A 16,642-nucleotide genomic window follows, 5' to 3' on the forward strand; every position below is an offset into this window, starting at 1 on the left:
CTCTTCGCATTTCGCGAAATGCATAGATAAATATATGATAATGAGAAAGTCATTGTTGCCTCATTCACATCATTTGTACTTTTGCTTCATCCGTGAATGGTGAAACAGTTGACTATCCTAATTGTATAGGTTGTTTCTTCATTGGGGCAATCATAGGGATAGGAATTTTTTCGGAGATTCCTTCCTACTTGTAGCCACTATTGGACTGCTTCATAAGCCTGCTACCCGTCGTTCATATTGAGCTAAATGCGAAAATTCAAGTAGAGTACTTAAAGAAAAACCAACCGAAAATTAATCAGTTGGTATGATAGTGATTACTACTTGACTTTTTAAATAGAATACTATAAAAAGGAAATAATATTATATGAATTAAGCCAAACAATAGTATCACATTAAAGAAAGGGGTATCATAAGTATTAAACCATTCAGTAAAGATTTCTGTTTGTAAAATTTCATTTCCAAAATTACCAAACTCAAAATCATTAACAAGAGCTGTACCATCAACAACCAGCATTAATAAATTAAGAATTAAAAAAAAACCGATATGAAGTAACCATTTTTTCATTTACATACCATCCTTTTTGCTCGCGTAATGCTAATGCCTGTCGCAGATATTTTTCAGCATATTCTAAATGGTTCATCTCCATATAACATTTCCCTATATGCTGCGAGACAAAATCTACATCGTTCTTCTCGCAAAGGGACAAAGAGCTTCCTCAAAAAGGATAAGTGCTTGTCTATGTTAATATATTATGTACTTCACCGCTCCTTATTAAGGTTATAATTTCTTTTACGACATCTTGATGTTCAAGTGCATAGTTTAAGCAAAGCTGCACATGTTCTTCGACTTTATTTAGGTATACCTTATCTACGTTTCCGTTTATCCATCCATAGTAACTGTATATAAGAAATACTGTAACTATGCTTATGAATAACAATAACTAATCCCTTCAATGTTAACTATAGTGTTTGATACCCGTTTTTAAAGCTCCCAGACCTTCTGTTAATCTAAATCTGACAATAACATTCCATATACAATGCTGTCGGTCCACTCATCTTTATTCCAATAATCCTGAATGAAGTGCGCTTCCTTTCTCATACCTATTCGCTCGCATAACTTTTGAGATGCTTTATTTCTTGCATCGAGGTTGGCTTGTATACGATGTACCTTATATTCCTCAAATAACTTCTTGACTAAACGACTCACAGCTTCTGTTGCATATCCCTTTCCTGAAGCTTCATCGGAAAAAGTGTAACCGATTTCGACAGTATCTTTCATATTTGTATACCATATAGATAAATCCCCAATTACTTTAGTATCATTTACTACCGCCAAATTTAGCATTGTTTCTTTTGTGAGCGCACTATTTTCTAGCTTTTTATTAAATTCTTCCTCCATATTTTCATAGTTCCACCTATCGTGTAATAGATATTTACATGTATCATCGTTATTGTAAATGTTAAATACATCTTTTAAGTCGCTACTTTTAAACGGTCTAATTGTTAATCTTTCTGTGTTAAATTCCAAAAAAACTCCTCCTTTAAATGTAAAAGAATAGATATGAATTTATCGATATCATTAAAGTAATACAATAATTCTTCTACATAAAGCTTATTAAAATGGTCTTCATACTTTATTAAATCTATTTCATAAGTATCTATAACAACATAATCAAAGGTTAGAATTTTTTCCTTCACTGATTTCAAAATCGTCAGTAGTAAGCAGCAGCACTTCGAACTATATGAAAGAAAACACATATTAATCCATAATAGCTTAAAACGCTTTTCGCTGATAAACAATAGTAGTAAACACCCAAGATATAACATATAAAAACATAACAATCAAAGTCGACCCTGTATATATAACTGACATGGACAAACTGTTAATAAAATCCGTAATTACGGGTAATTTGTCTATCAAATAAAGCACAGTTCTTGGTCCAATACCTGCTAATACTAAAAAACTAAGCATTACAACAGTAGAAATATAGCCAGGTTTCAAAATATAAAATAACGGAAAAGTAAATGAAGCAAAAACAAAGAATAAACCACTAGCAATAGCAATGTCCGTTAAGGTGTAAGAGGTATTCGCGATTAACAACGCTAAACATGTTACTCCTATCCCCAACCCCATATAAACAATAGCACCGATATACCGTGATGCGATAATCGTCTTCCGAGTATATGGTAAAGAATTTAATAGTATATTTGTCTCTGCCTTTTCATCATAAAAAAACGCATTGAACGGAATAAAAATAGCGGCTACAAGAAACGTTAAAGCTGGATGACTTCCCATCATAATAAAAAACGCAACACAAGGAATAAAGATAATTAGTTGCCACTTCTGCAAAATAACATCTCGTCTAATCAAATTAAACATGTTGCATGCCTCCCTTCATGTAATACATAATGTCCTCCATTGACGCTCGTTCAATAACAACAGAATCTCCAAACATACTTTTCACCGCTTGAATATTATCTGTTAAAGCTTCAAACCCTGTTGATGCACGATGAACATGGAGTAAGGATTTTTCTGTATCCCGATCCAACAGCTCCACGCTCCCCTTCACAAGGGCATAGTTGTCTGCTACATCCAACATAGATTGGTTAAATAATAATTCCCCTTTATTAATAAAGGCGATATAATCAGCAACTCGTTCTAAATCTGTCGTAATATGCGTAGAAAAGAAAATAGTACGATTTCTATCTATCATTATTTCTTGCAATAAATCGAGTAATTCTCGCCTAAAAATAGGGTCTAACCCTGCGGTTGGCTCATCCATAATAATAAGTTCGGCACGATGTGACAAAGCAACAGCCAATGAAGCCTTCATTTGCATCCCTTTCGAAAATTTTTTCAGCGATTTATTAAGTGGTAGCTCGAATTGTTCAACATATTGATAAAAAAGATGATCATCCCATTGTTTATAAGCTGGTCCAACAACACGCTTAATATCTTTTAGATTCATCCCCTCATAAAAAACATTACTGTCGTATACAAAACCGATCCGTTCTTTAATCTCTTTTTCATGTGTCTTAAAGTCCAATCCAAATACCTTCACCTCTCCAGCATCTGGCTTTAACAAATTCATTATCATTTTAATCGTTGTCGATTTTCCAGCACCATTTGCCCCGATAAAACCTGTAACAAAGCCTTTCTTTACTTGCAAATCCATATTTTCAACAGAAAAACCTTTAAAATTTTTTGTCACATTTTTAAGTTCTACTACATGTTCCATTATTTCACTCCTCATATAAAAGTTTCAATAATTCTTGTAGCTCATCTAAGGACAAACCAATTTCTCTGCTGTTAGTGATCACTGCGGTTAGCTGTTCCTCAATGACTTTAAGCTTCTTCTCTCTTATGATCTCTAAGTTTTGCTCTGCGACAAACGAACCTTTACCGACAATGGAATAAATAAAACCTGCTTTCTCCAATTCTTCATAGGCACGCTTCGTCGTTATCACACTAATTTGTAAATCCTTTGCAAGTTTACGCATGGAAGGTAATGGTGCTCCTTCTTGTAATTCACCTGTTAGTATAGACGATTTAATTTGATTAATAATTTGTTCATAAATCGGCTCCTTTGAACTGTTCGAAATAATTATTTGCATGCCAAACCCTCTTCTTTTATTTTTTTGAAAATGTACGTGAGAAAATATCCTCTATTACTTGAATCAGTATAGCGATAACATGAATGGTTATACATAAGTTAAAAAACGGAAAAGAATATGGCGTAATCCATTCCGTGAACAGCTTCGATTCCAGCACCCATCTTGCTATCCGAGCTCCTAAATTACCACTGTCATTGATATTCGGTTCTAACGAAGTACCATCTACAACCATAAATATTAATTGCACCACGACGAATATTCCCAAAATGATCAACCAACGCATAGGCAGGTTTGCTTTCTCTACTTTCTCTGTTCTCACCATTCAAATACCGCTCCTCTCACGCTTCTATATATAATGTATATACACTACATATACATTATATACATGTTTGAAGAATCTTGCAACCATAAAAAAGCCTCTTACGGACTTTTTATCCGAAGAGGCTTCTAACTATTTATCTACAATACAAACTACTAGTAGCTTTTCTGTTGCTAGGCTACATATTTTAGCATTATCCTACGTTGTATAAATGGTTGTTTTACACATATTACTCACAGCCGTTGAGGCCTATTCACAAGATAGATACCAACTAGTATAATCGCTCCACCTATTAATGTGTAAAGATGCAATTGTTCGTCTAACAACAGCCAACCAAAAAGAACACCAAATAATGGTGCAAGGAATAAAAATGAACTAACTTTACCCGGGTTCTCCTTCTGCAATAAGAAAAACCAAACAGCGAACTGGACAATCGATGCCATAATTGCTAACCATAGTATAATAAATACAGAACTTGTCGTAATAACTATGTGCATATCTTCAAACAGGACACTCATTAACAATAATAACAGGCCGCCTGATAGCATTTGGTAGGCAGTCACTACCCATACGTCCAGTTTCTGTCCCCACCTATTCATCAATAACGTTGCAATAGCCCAAGAAACCGCACTTAAAAAGCTTAGAACTGTACCGATTTGCTGAACATGCAGAGTAGCTCCTAGTGTGATAAATACACCTAAAAAACCAGCTATCACACCTAACCACTGCCCCCAACGATATCTCATCCCTAAAAACAATGATCCAAAAATAACGACAAGTAGTGGATTCGTGAAAGTTAAAATAGATGATTCACCTGCCGTTATCGTTCTCATGCTTATAAAGATTAATCCCATTACTCCAGCTGTTTGGAATAAACCAATCAGCATAATTTGACCCCACTCCTGAAAAGTACTGGGATGAGTCCGTTTGAATACGCGAACCATTATTCCCATTACTATACCAGCTAACGTAAAACGGATCCCAACTAACAATAATGGAGAAACGTATTGTAAACCGATTTTACCAATCGCAAACGAGGAGCCCATTAAACTCGTTGTGATAATAATTAATAATGTAAATAACACTTTATTCAATGCTAGTCCTCTTTTCTAAATTGTTTATTGGCCTAAGCAAAGTGTATCAAAAATAAAAGAATACGTATGTTTATCTGCTTGCGTTTTTCTTTCCGCCAACATATAACCTCGGCCTGTGATCCTACTACTATCAACAGTAATATGATTTTCGTATTAATAGACTGATAAAAATATATTTCACCTCTTAAACAGTTAGACATCATCTAACCGGAAGCAGTATCCTTTTGTACACCAATACATAATACTAAGTGCAGTCCAACCGTGCCCCTTCAAAATTACCACCTATAAATGTTCTGGAACGAGAAAAATTTCTAATGGAAGAAATACCTTTCTCTATTTTGTATATAAATAGTATCATTTAACATGTATAAACAACCTCACATAAGGGAGACATTTCATGAAGAGACTTCTCATAGTACTTATTGGGATTTTTGGGTTGGCGGCGTGTGATGAAGAGACCAATGAAAATGCGGAGAAATTGGACGAAACAAAGCATCAAGAAGAAGCTGTGGAAACTAACGAAGCAGAAGAAAGTAGGCAGGCAGAAACCGACAATCCCGAAGATATCTCAGATAGTAATGAGACCAATGATGCAGAATCGGTCGAGATTGCCCCTGTCATCATTGAAGAGACACTTTGGCATTTTGATGAAGGAGAAGCTTATGATGTGCAGGCAGAAGTCGGTCCCATTATCCAAGATGGAGAGTATGCGATCCTACCAATGGTCTTAGATACGACGAGTGACATTGAGGTGCAGTTCAGAAAGAATATTTTTAACAATGGATTTGTGTCGGAGGATCCGAGTTCTGGCTTCGATATACGTCTAATCGATGCCGAACAGATGACTGTTTCCCATATGGGAGTTCTCTCCTATGACAAGGACTGGGGTGACGGTCAATCCCGCAAACCTTTGGAAACGTTTTTAAGGGAAGGAAGTCTGAATAATCGTATGAGGATGGGACCGGATCATGAACCCGTTCGTTACTTTGCGATATTTCAAAAAACAGAATCAGACAGTGTGCATGTTTTGCTTCAAAGCCTAGGACTCGCTGAAGATGTGCCGGTTGTTGACCGGGAAGATGTTAATCCTCCAAACCTTGCTGAGGCAGAGCAAACAGAAGATACAGCAGAACGTGATAATAGACACACGCTAGGAGTGCCGACACTTGAAGAAATTGTACAGCGCGAGCTGACTTCCAGTGCTTTTGAAGAGGTAAAGGATAGTTATCCAGAACAAATTGTCACACGGGTGATACCTCTTGAAACTTATAGAGAAAGTATGGAAACTGCTGTCAGCAGGATTGATACAATTGAACATTCGACATTGATTCTATCCGGAGACGTATTATTTGAATTTGATTCTGCTGATTTAACCGATGATGCAAATGAAGAGTTCGAGGGCGCCATTATTGAATTGGAAGGCGTCGAAGGTGGCGAACTTGAAATCGTTGGACATACTGACAACGAAGGATCGGATGACTATAACCAGAACCTCTCTGAAGACAGAGCAAAAGCTGTCCAAGACAGGTTGAAGGAATTAACAGATCTAGATGCTTTTGATGACATATCGGTAGAAGGAAAATCATTCCACGAACCAATTACGGACAATGATACCGAAGCAGGGCGTTCACAGAACCGACGTGTGGAATTGCACTTCACTCCTCCTGCAGAGGAAATCGTGATCGAACAAGAATTGGATTTATCGGAAGCGCCAGGGGCGGAAGCTAAACATCCTGATGCTGTAGAGGTTGAAGCTGGAAAGGTAGAAGTCCTTTCTCTTACTCAAGTGGATAGCCTGCTCGTTGGTCGAATCCGGGTCCAGGCAAACGAGGGCGAACTCGATAGAAATGCTTTACGTACGTATGGTTCAGGAGCAACAAGCCTTGCAGGAGCAAGGGGCATGCATTTTCAGGAATCAATCGGATATTTAGGATCCACAGTATACAATATCACCCTTTTACACGGGGACCAACGCTATTACCCTATTGATTATTACCTAACTCCATTGCCGGAAAGTCACGGGGAACAACAGCTGGAGGAGGAAGACGGGGAGTACATTGTACCGCTTGCAGAGCGATTCCTGCAATCTAGTTACAATTCTGATAATGATGACGCTTATTTTATGGCGACTGTAATCTGGCCGGCAGTTGATGCCGATAAAGCAGCTGTAGAATTAGGGCTACCTAGTATTAATACCACCACAGGCGATATCGACACTGAAGTAGACAAAGTTCAGCCGTGGAGAATCACCAACATTCCGCTAGAACATTCAGAACAAACAGTGAACGAATAAAAAAGAAATAGGCTTGTCCGGCATCAATGTGCAGAGTGATGACCGGGCAGCCTTTTTTGATTTATGGAAAAGTAAATGGGTAGCTGTTACTTTTTCTTCTCTACCCATATCCCCATCATCTATTATCCCCCAATGCTTCATCCCGTCTTTCACGCCTAAAGGCAATATTATAAAGTTCGTACCGATAATAGAGGAAAGAAAGTAAAGGCAGTAAATGCAGGACATATTGAACAAATGATGGAAAAAAGAAAAAGACTAGACCCGTATCGGATCCAACCTGAGTTAATGATATATAACAAGAGAAAGAAAATAATGCTGTTGATAATAGTTCTCTTTTTCTTAGCTTAAAACGAATTGCTATAAGAATTACTGTTGATAATGTCATTATACAAACTATTAGCTTTTGATGTACCACTACCATAAACAGCATTTGCAGCAGCTCTAACTGCTTGTTCGATTTTCTTTCTTTTACTTTGGCCATATTCATATTCTTTTTTTACCTTCATTTAAACCAAGTAAATCTTGAAGTTCTTTTAATGATCCCTTCCAAGATACATAAGCTGTTCCGTTGTATCGAATTTGACTTACACCATCTCCATTAACAGTCACTCCAATAACTTCAGGATAGTTATCTGGTTTAAGACTATAGGAGTCTCACCTTTACTCATATCACTTCCACCTAAAATGCTATGAACTTGAGATGCAGATAGTTTCGTTGATTGTGGCTCTTTTGTTCCTACTTTGATAAATTTACCAACTGGCTTCTTTGTAACTTCAGAAGCAACTTGATCTTCAGAAGTCAACTTACCGTTTGTATACGTTTCTTTATATGTAATGTCTTAACGCCCTTCTTACCCTTTTGTGAAACAACTTCTTTTCCTTTTTTCTAGTGAACTATCATTTTGTTTCACTGTATTGAAACCAATAGATTCAGTAGAAGTTATTGGTTTGGTCGTAACCGTATCTTTCGGCTTACTTGAAGAACTGGAAGAATTATTACTTGATGTAGATTTACTACTTTTTGCTTTACTCTCTTGTTTCGTTTCAGTTTTCTTATTAGATTTAGTATTAGTGCTAGTATTGCTATTAATCTTGTTACTACTACTATTATTCAATTTAAAGGTGTTATTGCATCAGCAATATAAAGATATTAAAATTCGAGTTGCATAAATGAGGAGTGAGTGTTTAACATACCCCAACATTTGACTTAAAACCTCTTTTTTATTGTGTTGTGTACTTGATAGTTTCCTTTCTATCTAGCCAAGCTAAGCATTGCTCATTCCAAGATTCTATTTGATGGTATACGCAATTCTTTGCGAAATTACTTTTTATGAAATTCACTACATTCTCTATTTTCCCTTTTGACTCAGGATCTGCAGCTCGGCATAAATAAACAGAAAATCCTTTTTGTTGCTTATAAGCCTGAAACTCCTCTGTATATATGATATCTCCTCCATTCTCACTAACTACCATTAATTTATCCTGGTCATAAACAATTATCCAAAAATAATTAAATGCATTTTCATGACTGCGTATCACATCTCGAGTTGTAAAATGAAAAATAAAAAACAAAGAATAGTTACCAGAATTCATACAGTATAAAACGGATTATTTTTAATCCATCTAAATACTTACATAGAAAAGCTTTTAATTTTCTCTTTTTATTTGAAAAGGTTGTATATTTAAGCATTACTATTTCTTTATAAAACAAATACCTTCAGAAAGGATAGATTATTATAAAGGTTAAGAAGAGACTTTATTCCCTATAAAACTGGAATAATTGACAAATACAGACGAAAAACAACTATAAATTTAACAAAAATTGTTATAATTAATGAATGAAAATGATATAATTGGAAAAAGATATGCAAACTTACTTTTTAACATATCTTTTTCTAAATTATAAATACTTACTTTATGACTATGAATTTTACTAGTCTTTTTTTTGTAACCTTACACAGAACGTACGTTCCAACGATGAAAAGGGGATGAATTAATAGAAAAAAACAAGACAAAGACTAGTTAAAAAATTTAAATAGTATAAAACAGATTATTTTTAATCCATCTAAATACTTATATTGAAAAGTTTTTTATTTGAAAAGGTTGTGCTTTTAGGAATTTATACTTCTTTATAAACAAATACCTTCGGAAAGGATAGATCATTATAAAGATTTAGAAGCGATATTTATTACCTATAAAATCGGAAAAATTGATAAATACAGACAAAAAGAACTACCAATTCAAAAGTATCGGTTTAGAACAATATGCAAATGGATTTAACAAATATTTTTAAGATTAATTTCTTAAACTGATATAAAAAAATAGAAAAGAGATATACAAAATCTGCTTTCTAACATACCTTGTTCTAAATGATAAATACTTACTTTATGGCTATGGATTTTATTAGTCTTTTTTTACAGCCTTACTTGGAACATATGTTCCAAGTAAGGTGAAAAAGAGGGGGTTAGATTAATGGAAAATAAAATACAAGACAAGGACTGTCTGCAAAAATTCAAACAGTATAAAGCGGAAAACAAAGACTTTCTAGAAAATAAAGTTGTACGTTCATTCCTAGAGAAAAAAGAAAATTTAGTTTTACTTATGAATGTTTTATGCAATCCTTCGAAGGAAAATGAGGATGAACTAGATCGTGCATTTAAATATTTTTATTTTAATATAAGATTCACTTCATACATCTCATCTGCCCTTTATTTTAATGCTATTAACTTTGATAAAAAGTATAAAAAAATCCGAGATCGTTTCCCTTTAACAATGGATAACTTAGTAGGTGATGAAAATGGCGAGACTTTTAAAGAAATGATCAAGGATGATAACTCAGAAATAAAAATTGACGTTTTTTTAAAAAGTGAAAATATCATTGATTATTTGGAAGATTCACTTTTGAGTGAAAGTGTCAAAAGATTGACTGATAGACAAAAAGAAATACTATATTTAGCTTATGTTAAACAATTAACTGATACAGAGATAGGAATAGTCCTACATAAATCTCAACAAGCTGTTTCAAAGACTCACAAGAAAGCACTAAAAACTATAAATAACTCTCTAAAAAAAATGAAAGGGGAAAAAGAAAATGGTAACTACTGATTTCCCCCAGTGGATCAGTATTTTAGGGAACTTTGGTTTCCCAATATCAATAACAATATACTTATTCGTTCGGTTTGAAAAGAAACTTGAAAAATTAGAACTCGCAATTACTGAACTAGGAGAGATCATAAGAAACATGAGAAGGGATTGAATGGTATGTCAATATCATTATATGATTTGGTAAAAGAAGCACAAGAAAATATACAGGCGATGCAAAAACTAATTGACCTGTTTGAACCAAAATTAAAAAAGACGTTATTTCTTACTAGGTATGAGGAAAGGGAAGATTTATCTCAGGAGTTAAAATATACTTTAATTCGATATATTTTGAGGTATAATCCTGATTCCGTTCCAGGATTTTGGGAACTAAAGAAAAGCATAGAAAATCAAATGAATGAATTGCATAATTCATAGCCTTTGTGCCTCAATGAGTTTAATACTCAAAAAAGGAAGTACCTCCCCAAATCTTGTATAATGGTTAGTAAACACCCAAACCAAAAGATTGGAAGGACTTCCTATGTCCATTGTACGACAAGTTAGTTCATTCGACATCCAAAAATTATACAAGATGGAACCTACCCATCGTTATGAAGATATTATTTCAATTATTGATCTATATGTCATTTATCATAAGGAGTTATTGCCGATGACACAGTCGCGATTGACGCCATCAATTTTGAAGATCATGAACAATAGTTGACGAAACAAGCAGAAAAAGAAACCCAAACTGTTGGTTTATCTAGTCACTACATCTTGCAGTTTCTTTTTCATATGGCAATCTGAGCGAATTCTTCTAATCTGTATTTTTCAAAGAATAACTCCATCATAGCTTGTCCAAAGACGGAAGATTCAACGTTTTCTTGAAACGTATTGCACTTATAGCTCAAGTGTTGAAGAAAGTGTTGCTTTTCTTTGATCATCTGATGTACGAGCTGATAGCGAGAGCGTGTTAATTGTTGTAGGGCGACATATTGATTCTTTTTAACCACTGACATCGATAACAACAAATCGTAAATAATCAGCAATCACAAACGCATCGATCTCATCTGTTTTGTCCATATCGGGATAGCTCTTTTTGAAATTAGCTATCTGTTTCGAGTTTATCACAAATACTTTCGCACCAAGTGCGCGAAGCTCTTCATTCTGATGAACAGAACATCGCTGGATGGAAACTGTACACTGAAGTAGATTCTAAACCAATCTTTATTACTTACACGGATTGTCCATCAATGGTACGAAAAATAGCTTCACGTAAAGTAGTAGCGCCAGCAAATCATTCGATACGATGAGGGAAGATACCTTTACTCCTTCGCCATCTAACAAACCTTGATATCAAAAGAACTAATATCTAATACGACAAATAAATTCATGGAGGGTGCCCCCTTTCTACATGAGAATCATTGGAACGTATTTTGGACGTCTCGAGATATCTCTAGTATGAACGTCGATTAGCAACCTTGTTTATCAGTACTATCTCTATATTGAAAACCACCTTGGAGCTACTATCATCCAAGTTCGAGTGACAGAGTGTATAGTCTGCAAGCAGGAAGGTCCACACGTACACTGGGGAACAGTCTATAAATGTGGTTCGCCACAGGGAGAGGTAGAATTGTCCCAAAAGATCCCTAAGACCATTATCTAGGAACATCGCTAGGTCCAAGTGTTTTTTTGAAAAATTTATTGCAGGACGAATGAGTAAAATTTTGAGTTGAAAAGAGGGACTTATATATAATATACGAGGGAGAGTGGATTTGAAGGGGAAGTAATTGCGGGGTAAAACGAATAAAACAATCCATGTACAAGTGGAAGAAAACTTATGAAATAGTTACCAGTAATTACAGATACAAGAAAAATCGAATCTGGCAGAATGCGCAAATCAAGCTTTTGGAGGGACACGCGGAGCTGTTAAAAAGGCTAGAAGTGATAGAAAAGAGGCTGCTAAATATTTAAAAAACCTGAGTCCGGGCAAAGCCTATCAATTGATTCAAGAGACAATTGAACAAAATGGGTTCGAGAAGATGACAAGATACTTTTGTGATCTATTGGAGGTTTCCTGTTCTGGATACTACAGTTACCTGAAGGTAGCTACTTATCGCAAGGCTAGGAAAAAGCTGGACTTGGAAGGGAAAGAAATCATATTTAACCGCAGGGGGATAAGAAAGGTTCACGCTCTATCAAAATGATTCTTGAGAATGAGTATGATCTTATTCTTAGCCATAAAAATCCAAGGAATTATGAAAAAGTACGGGATTGTTTGCCCTCGTATGAAACTGAAACCTTACAAACAGATCGCTAAAGCTACAATGGAGCACCAAGTCGTCCCAAACAAGTTAAACAAAGAATCTAAACAAGGGGTTACTGAAAAGTTCTAACTACCTTTATACAAAAGTAGAAAAGCTAAAATACAAAGTGGAAGATAACACCCAAAAATAGAAGTAAGTGAAGACACAGGCTAACGAAAACAATTTAGCTCAGAGCGCTAAGAGCAAAAATCATATCGAAAAAGGTTAGATTTGTAGAAGCATGCAAACAAAGATACTAAAACGAAGGAATAAATGAGAAAAACGTTTTCGAATACGGAAACTGATAAAATCTACAGCAAGCGTAAAATCGATTTGGAACCAGTCTTTGGATTATCGAAAGTTGATTTATGTATCACTCCTGTGAGAAGGAAAGAGACAGTAAAAAATGAATGAGAATTGAGCAATAGAATATGAAAAGGATCTAATCTAACGAAAAAAGTTCCGACCATTAAAGAATAATGATCAAAACTTTTTTCGCTAGTTTTGTCCCTTTTTATTTTCAGGAGAAACTTCGTGTTTTCTATAAAATAACAATTTCTGACTAATGGTGTTTTACCGCGATCCCAACGCCGTAAAACTCCTACCGGATTGAAGGCTTACTTTATTTTGTTAATAAGCTCAATAATTTCTTCATCATTACCAGGATCAATGGACACTAGTTCTGTATTTTCAATAATATCTTCATAGAATTCTTCACCGGCTGGGTAATCACCATCCCAACGTAAAGGAACATTGTACAGATTAATTGTGCCATCTCCATTACCACTGTAAGTTACCGAACCAGCTACTAATCGACTACCTGCAAGCTGGATTACATCTTCTGGGTAGCTGGCGCTCGTTTCGTCATCAGGATTAAGTGGTGTACCAGCTGGAATATGTTCAACGTTTAGCTCATCTACATCTTGCACAGCTCCAAGTTGCAACCAAACCCTAGCATATTCAACTTCTTCAGAAGAATAGTTAGCTAATGGATTATTTTCTTCATTTTCAGATGTATTATTGGAGTCATTGTTTGGTGTTTTTTCAGAAGAATGTTTATTTTTTTCTGTCTCTCCTGATTCTATTGAGGGCTCCGATTCATCTGTTTTTTCCTCAAATTGGTTGTTTTCTCCTATATCATCTGTTTTCTCTTCTGATTGGGAAATAGAGACATCTTCCGAAGCTTCTGATTTTGATTTTTCGCTTGCATTGTTGGAACACCCAACGATTAACAGAGCAAGTAATAGTAGGGCAACACTGCAATAAGAAGTCTTGTTTATTTTCTTCATTTGACCACACCTTTCTAACAATCACAACAATTTGTTCTATTCAAAGATAGAAATATGGATTAATTTGATAATTTCATCATAAGATATTATAAAATACTTGTAAAGAATAAATTGAGTACAGTATTTGTGGGAACTCATACTTTTAATAACCAGTACTGTTATGTGTCTGACCTTCTAACACTCCTTACGTTTTTTGTGTTCCATGTAAGATTTTAATTTATAGTTTATCATTCAATGTAACTATGATATTCATAAAATCATCTAGTACTTTGTCACTCTAGCTACGATCATTTTTCGAAAACACTTTCATAGTCCTTTTTGCTTTTTTATTGCGATTTTTCACTCTAACTTTAGGGGGAAGTATCAGGTAAGATTTGAACTGTTTTATGTTTATATATAAAAAAGGGTCTTTTCCTCGAAAAACGCCTCTTTACTACTGCGCACTCTGTTTGTTAATTTAAAAAAAGGAGATTTGTATCAGTTAATTAGTTTTGTATCTAGGCCTGTCTTTCAATTGTAGGAGATGTCTAAGGAAGAACGGACAGTTAGAGGAGTCAATAAGTTGATGACACTGCTATTTAGTAAAGTTTCCGGATGTCTGAAGCATACTGAAAATTGAGGTGAAGAATTAATGAACTTTGTGGCAAAAACACAGTGAAAAGAACTATGTGAGGATTCGAGTAGACTTCCTTATAAATAACTGATACATATGCAAGCCTTAATAATTTGAACATATTATGGGTTGAATCACTCATTCTTTATCACTCTCTACTTCTGAAGGAGCTAAAGAATCGTATAAGGACCATTTAACCCCGTAGGGGAGCCGTTTTCATTAGATATTAATTCATAAAATTCTTCATTAATCCTCTTCATATCATGTGTTACTTGAATACTAACCAACTCTTTTAATCGATCTCTACATATAGTTAAATCTCCCACCATAATGTAATCTTTGATTCTTCCTGAAAGATATTTATTATATCTAGAATAAGAAACTACTCTTGGTTTTATAATTCAGTCTTTAATGACAGATACCATGTGAGAATACAAGTCATTATAACGATCCTATCTTACAATGTTTAAGGCAAATAATTATCATGTGTATCGTTATAATCCCCTTCTAGTTAGAGAGTTTTCCCAAGTTCATACATGGTGAAAGACAAAGATAGATAAAACAGATGCTTTAATCATCACAAAAATAAGAATGGGAGATTTCGAACAAACGCAGAACAAAATTATCGAGGAGCCAAAGGAATTGACAAGGTATAGAAGCAGACTAGGAAGACATCAAGGCCTTCGTAAAACTCAGTACACTCAAAATTCAAAAAATATTTCCGAAATTAGCTACTTATGGTCAAGTTTTCTATTCAGATTACATGATGCATACACTCGATTCACCAATCGTAACCATTACCGGAATTCCTTAGCAACTCAGCAGTATCACCATAGCAGAAATGGGTGATGTCTTCAATTTTGATATTCAAGGTCAATTAATAGCCTTCGCTAGAATGGAGTCAACCATATATCAATCTGTTACTATCAAGGAAACAGAAAAATGGTTAAACAAGGATCACCACAACAAATTCGATGGGTCATGTATCATATATCAAGACTGTGGTTTCTATCTATTCACCACCATTCAAGAGATATTATGAGAAAAAGCTATCAGAAGGTAAGCACTTTAAAGCTTATAAAGAAGTTGATGCGTAATATGTAATACAAAGGAGAGGAGAAAGCTATCACTGGCATCAAATATGAAATCATAAAATAATTAAGCTTGATGATTTAAAAATTGTCTAAATCATCAAGCTTATTTGTCATGCCCCAATTTATAACAAGTAAATATTCATTTTTTGTAGCAAAAACTATTGACTTTATATGGTTAGCCTCTTTACCTGTTAGTACTTGGTATACTAATTATTATTAGAATACTTGAATACATCTATTGTAATACATTTCACGATCTGCTAATCCATTTGTACCACCATTAACTCTTATTGTTACTTGCCTAACTGTTGGATTAGTATCACATAATGCATTCATATTATTACTATCCCACCAAAATCCAGCACTTGTCCATGGATAATTAGCAGCTACATAATCTACACCTTGATTAACAACCTTTTGATCACCAATCGCATTAGCAAATTGTGTGTAGTTATAACGACCTGTTAGTTGTATATAACCTGCCCCTTTATACTTTGGGCCATCCCCAGAATATATATTACCTAAGTCTTCACGATATTCATAAGCCTGACCAGATGCTATTTCTGTAGTCCATGTACCTGCTCCCGATTCATGACTACATTGACTGATAAAATGATAAAGTCTGGATTTCGTTGTAATATCATATCTCTCTAGGCAGCTATTCAAATCTTCTAACATAGCCTTTGAAATATTTGAATCTGGCCATCCAATTTGATTCAACTGACTCTTAGTTACACGAGTTATAGGCGCTTCTTCGTCTCCAATATCTGGTACGTTGTTATCTCCACTACTTCCATTATCATGGACTTTTAATACTTGTCCAATTTGAAGTTTATCTGGATCGCTAATATTATTCAATGCGATAATTTCAGATAACGTCATGCCGAACCGTTGAGCAATGCTGCTTAAATTGTCTCCTGATTTTACAGTATATGTGG

The 16,642-nt window shown here is 34.8% G+C and carries 17 protein-coding genes and 1 pseudogene; 6 read left to right on the forward strand and 12 right to left on the reverse strand.

The window, feature by feature from the left end:
• Positions 1 to 295: 295 nt before the first annotated feature.
• The 7 genes from SH601_RS11035 to SH601_RS11065 all read right to left on the reverse strand — a co-directional run bounded on the left by SH601_RS11035 (position 296) and on the right by SH601_RS11065 (position 5,028).
• Entirely contained in the window at positions 296 to 565 is a 270-nt protein-coding gene (locus SH601_RS11035) for a YfzA family protein (protein ID WP_319958356.1), read from the reverse strand.
• Between the two features lie 438 nt (positions 566 to 1,003).
• The gene (locus tag SH601_RS11040; protein WP_319958357.1) at positions 1,004 to 1,528 is read right to left on the reverse strand and encodes a GNAT family N-acetyltransferase; all 525 of its coding nucleotides are present in this window, start codon (positions 1,526 to 1,528) and stop codon (positions 1,004 to 1,006) included.
• Positions 1,529 to 1,774: 246 nt separating this feature from the next.
• A complete protein-coding gene (locus SH601_RS11045; protein WP_319958358.1) occupies positions 1,775 to 2,380 on the reverse strand; it encodes an ABC-2 transporter permease in 606 nt (201 codons plus the stop codon).
• Positions 2,373 to 3,239: an ABC transporter ATP-binding protein gene (locus SH601_RS11050; protein WP_319958359.1), complete on the reverse strand. Its 867-nt coding sequence runs from the start codon at positions 3,237 to 3,239 to the stop codon at positions 2,373 to 2,375. The genes SH601_RS11045 and SH601_RS11050 overlap by 8 nt, the downstream gene beginning before the upstream one ends.
• Positions 3,240 to 3,243: 4 nt before the next feature.
• Entirely contained in the window at positions 3,244 to 3,615 is a 372-nt protein-coding gene (locus tag SH601_RS11055) for a GntR family transcriptional regulator (RefSeq protein WP_319958360.1), read from the reverse strand.
• A gap of 16 nt (positions 3,616 to 3,631) precedes the next feature.
• Positions 3,632 to 3,937 carry a YfzA family protein gene (locus SH601_RS11060; RefSeq protein ID WP_319958361.1) on the reverse strand — a complete coding sequence of 102 codons (306 nt, stop codon included), beginning with the start codon at positions 3,935 to 3,937 and terminating at the stop codon, positions 3,632 to 3,634.
• A gap of 230 nt (positions 3,938 to 4,167) precedes the next feature.
• Positions 4,168 to 5,028, reverse strand: a complete 861-nt coding sequence (locus tag SH601_RS11065; protein WP_319958362.1) for a DMT family transporter — start codon at positions 5,026 to 5,028, stop codon at positions 4,168 to 4,170.
• A gap of 397 nt (positions 5,029 to 5,425) precedes the next feature.
• Here SH601_RS11065 and SH601_RS11070 point away from each other — a divergent pair, with 397 nt between their 5' ends.
• On the forward strand, positions 5,426 to 7,321 hold the full coding sequence (locus tag SH601_RS11070) for an OmpA family protein (RefSeq protein WP_319958363.1): 1,896 nt from the start codon (positions 5,426 to 5,428) through the stop codon (positions 7,319 to 7,321).
• Between the two features lie 344 nt (positions 7,322 to 7,665).
• On the opposite strand, the gene SH601_RS11075 is transcribed toward SH601_RS11070, so the two are convergent.
• Positions 7,666 to 7,827, reverse strand: a complete 162-nt coding sequence (locus SH601_RS11075; RefSeq protein ID WP_319958364.1) for a hypothetical protein — start codon at positions 7,825 to 7,827, stop codon at positions 7,666 to 7,668.
• Between the two features lie 99 nt (positions 7,828 to 7,926).
• Positions 7,927 to 8,157, reverse strand: coding sequence for a G5 domain-containing protein (locus tag SH601_RS17640; protein WP_413775117.1), 231 nt, complete (start codon positions 8,155 to 8,157; stop codon positions 7,927 to 7,929).
• A gap of 112 nt (positions 8,158 to 8,269) precedes the next feature.
• Here SH601_RS17640 and SH601_RS11080 point away from each other — a divergent pair, with 112 nt between their 5' ends.
• The 5 genes from SH601_RS11080 (at position 8,270) to SH601_RS11100 (ending at position 11,126) form a co-directional block, all read left to right on the forward strand.
• Positions 8,270 to 8,491 carry a hypothetical protein gene (locus SH601_RS11080; protein ID WP_319958365.1) on the forward strand — a complete coding sequence of 74 codons (222 nt, stop codon included), beginning with the start codon at positions 8,270 to 8,272 and terminating at the stop codon, positions 8,489 to 8,491.
• A 1,302-nt stretch (positions 8,492 to 9,793) separates the two neighbouring features.
• Entirely contained in the window at positions 9,794 to 10,426 is a 633-nt protein-coding gene (locus SH601_RS11085; protein ID WP_319958366.1) for a sigma-70 family RNA polymerase sigma factor, read from the forward strand.
• Positions 10,413 to 10,577, forward strand: coding sequence for a YvrJ family protein (locus SH601_RS11090; protein WP_319958367.1), 165 nt, complete (start codon positions 10,413 to 10,415; stop codon positions 10,575 to 10,577). Before SH601_RS11085 ends, SH601_RS11090 begins: the two co-directional genes overlap by 14 nt.
• A gap of 5 nt (positions 10,578 to 10,582) precedes the next feature.
• On the forward strand, positions 10,583 to 10,840 hold the full coding sequence (locus tag SH601_RS11095; RefSeq protein WP_319958368.1) for a helix-turn-helix domain-containing protein: 258 nt from the start codon (positions 10,583 to 10,585) through the stop codon (positions 10,838 to 10,840).
• A 103-nt stretch (positions 10,841 to 10,943) separates the two neighbouring features.
• Positions 10,944 to 11,126: a hypothetical protein gene (locus tag SH601_RS11100; protein WP_319958379.1), complete on the forward strand. Its 183-nt coding sequence runs from the start codon at positions 10,944 to 10,946 to the stop codon at positions 11,124 to 11,126.
• Positions 11,127 to 11,196: 70 nt separating this feature from the next.
• Here the strand turns inward: SH601_RS11100 and SH601_RS11105 are convergent.
• The 3 genes and pseudogenes from SH601_RS11105 to SH601_RS11115 form a co-directional block, all read right to left on the reverse strand.
• Positions 11,197 to 11,796, reverse strand: a pseudogene (locus tag SH601_RS11105) (IS110 family transposase); the annotation flags it as partial.
• A 1,529-nt stretch (positions 11,797 to 13,325) separates the two neighbouring features.
• The gene (locus tag SH601_RS11110; RefSeq protein ID WP_319958369.1) at positions 13,326 to 13,997 is read right to left on the reverse strand and encodes a hypothetical protein; all 672 of its coding nucleotides are present in this window, start codon (positions 13,995 to 13,997) and stop codon (positions 13,326 to 13,328) included.
• A gap of 1,923 nt (positions 13,998 to 15,920) precedes the next feature.
• On the reverse strand, positions 15,921 to 16,642 hold a 722-nt coding region (locus tag SH601_RS11115; protein WP_319958370.1), incomplete at its 5' end, for a LysM peptidoglycan-binding domain-containing protein.

The sequence above is a fragment of the Gracilibacillus pellucidus genome, from assembly GCF_033949965.1.
In the GTDB taxonomy this organism is placed as follows: domain Bacteria; phylum Bacillota; class Bacilli; order Bacillales; family Amphibacillaceae; genus Gracilibacillus; species Gracilibacillus pellucidus.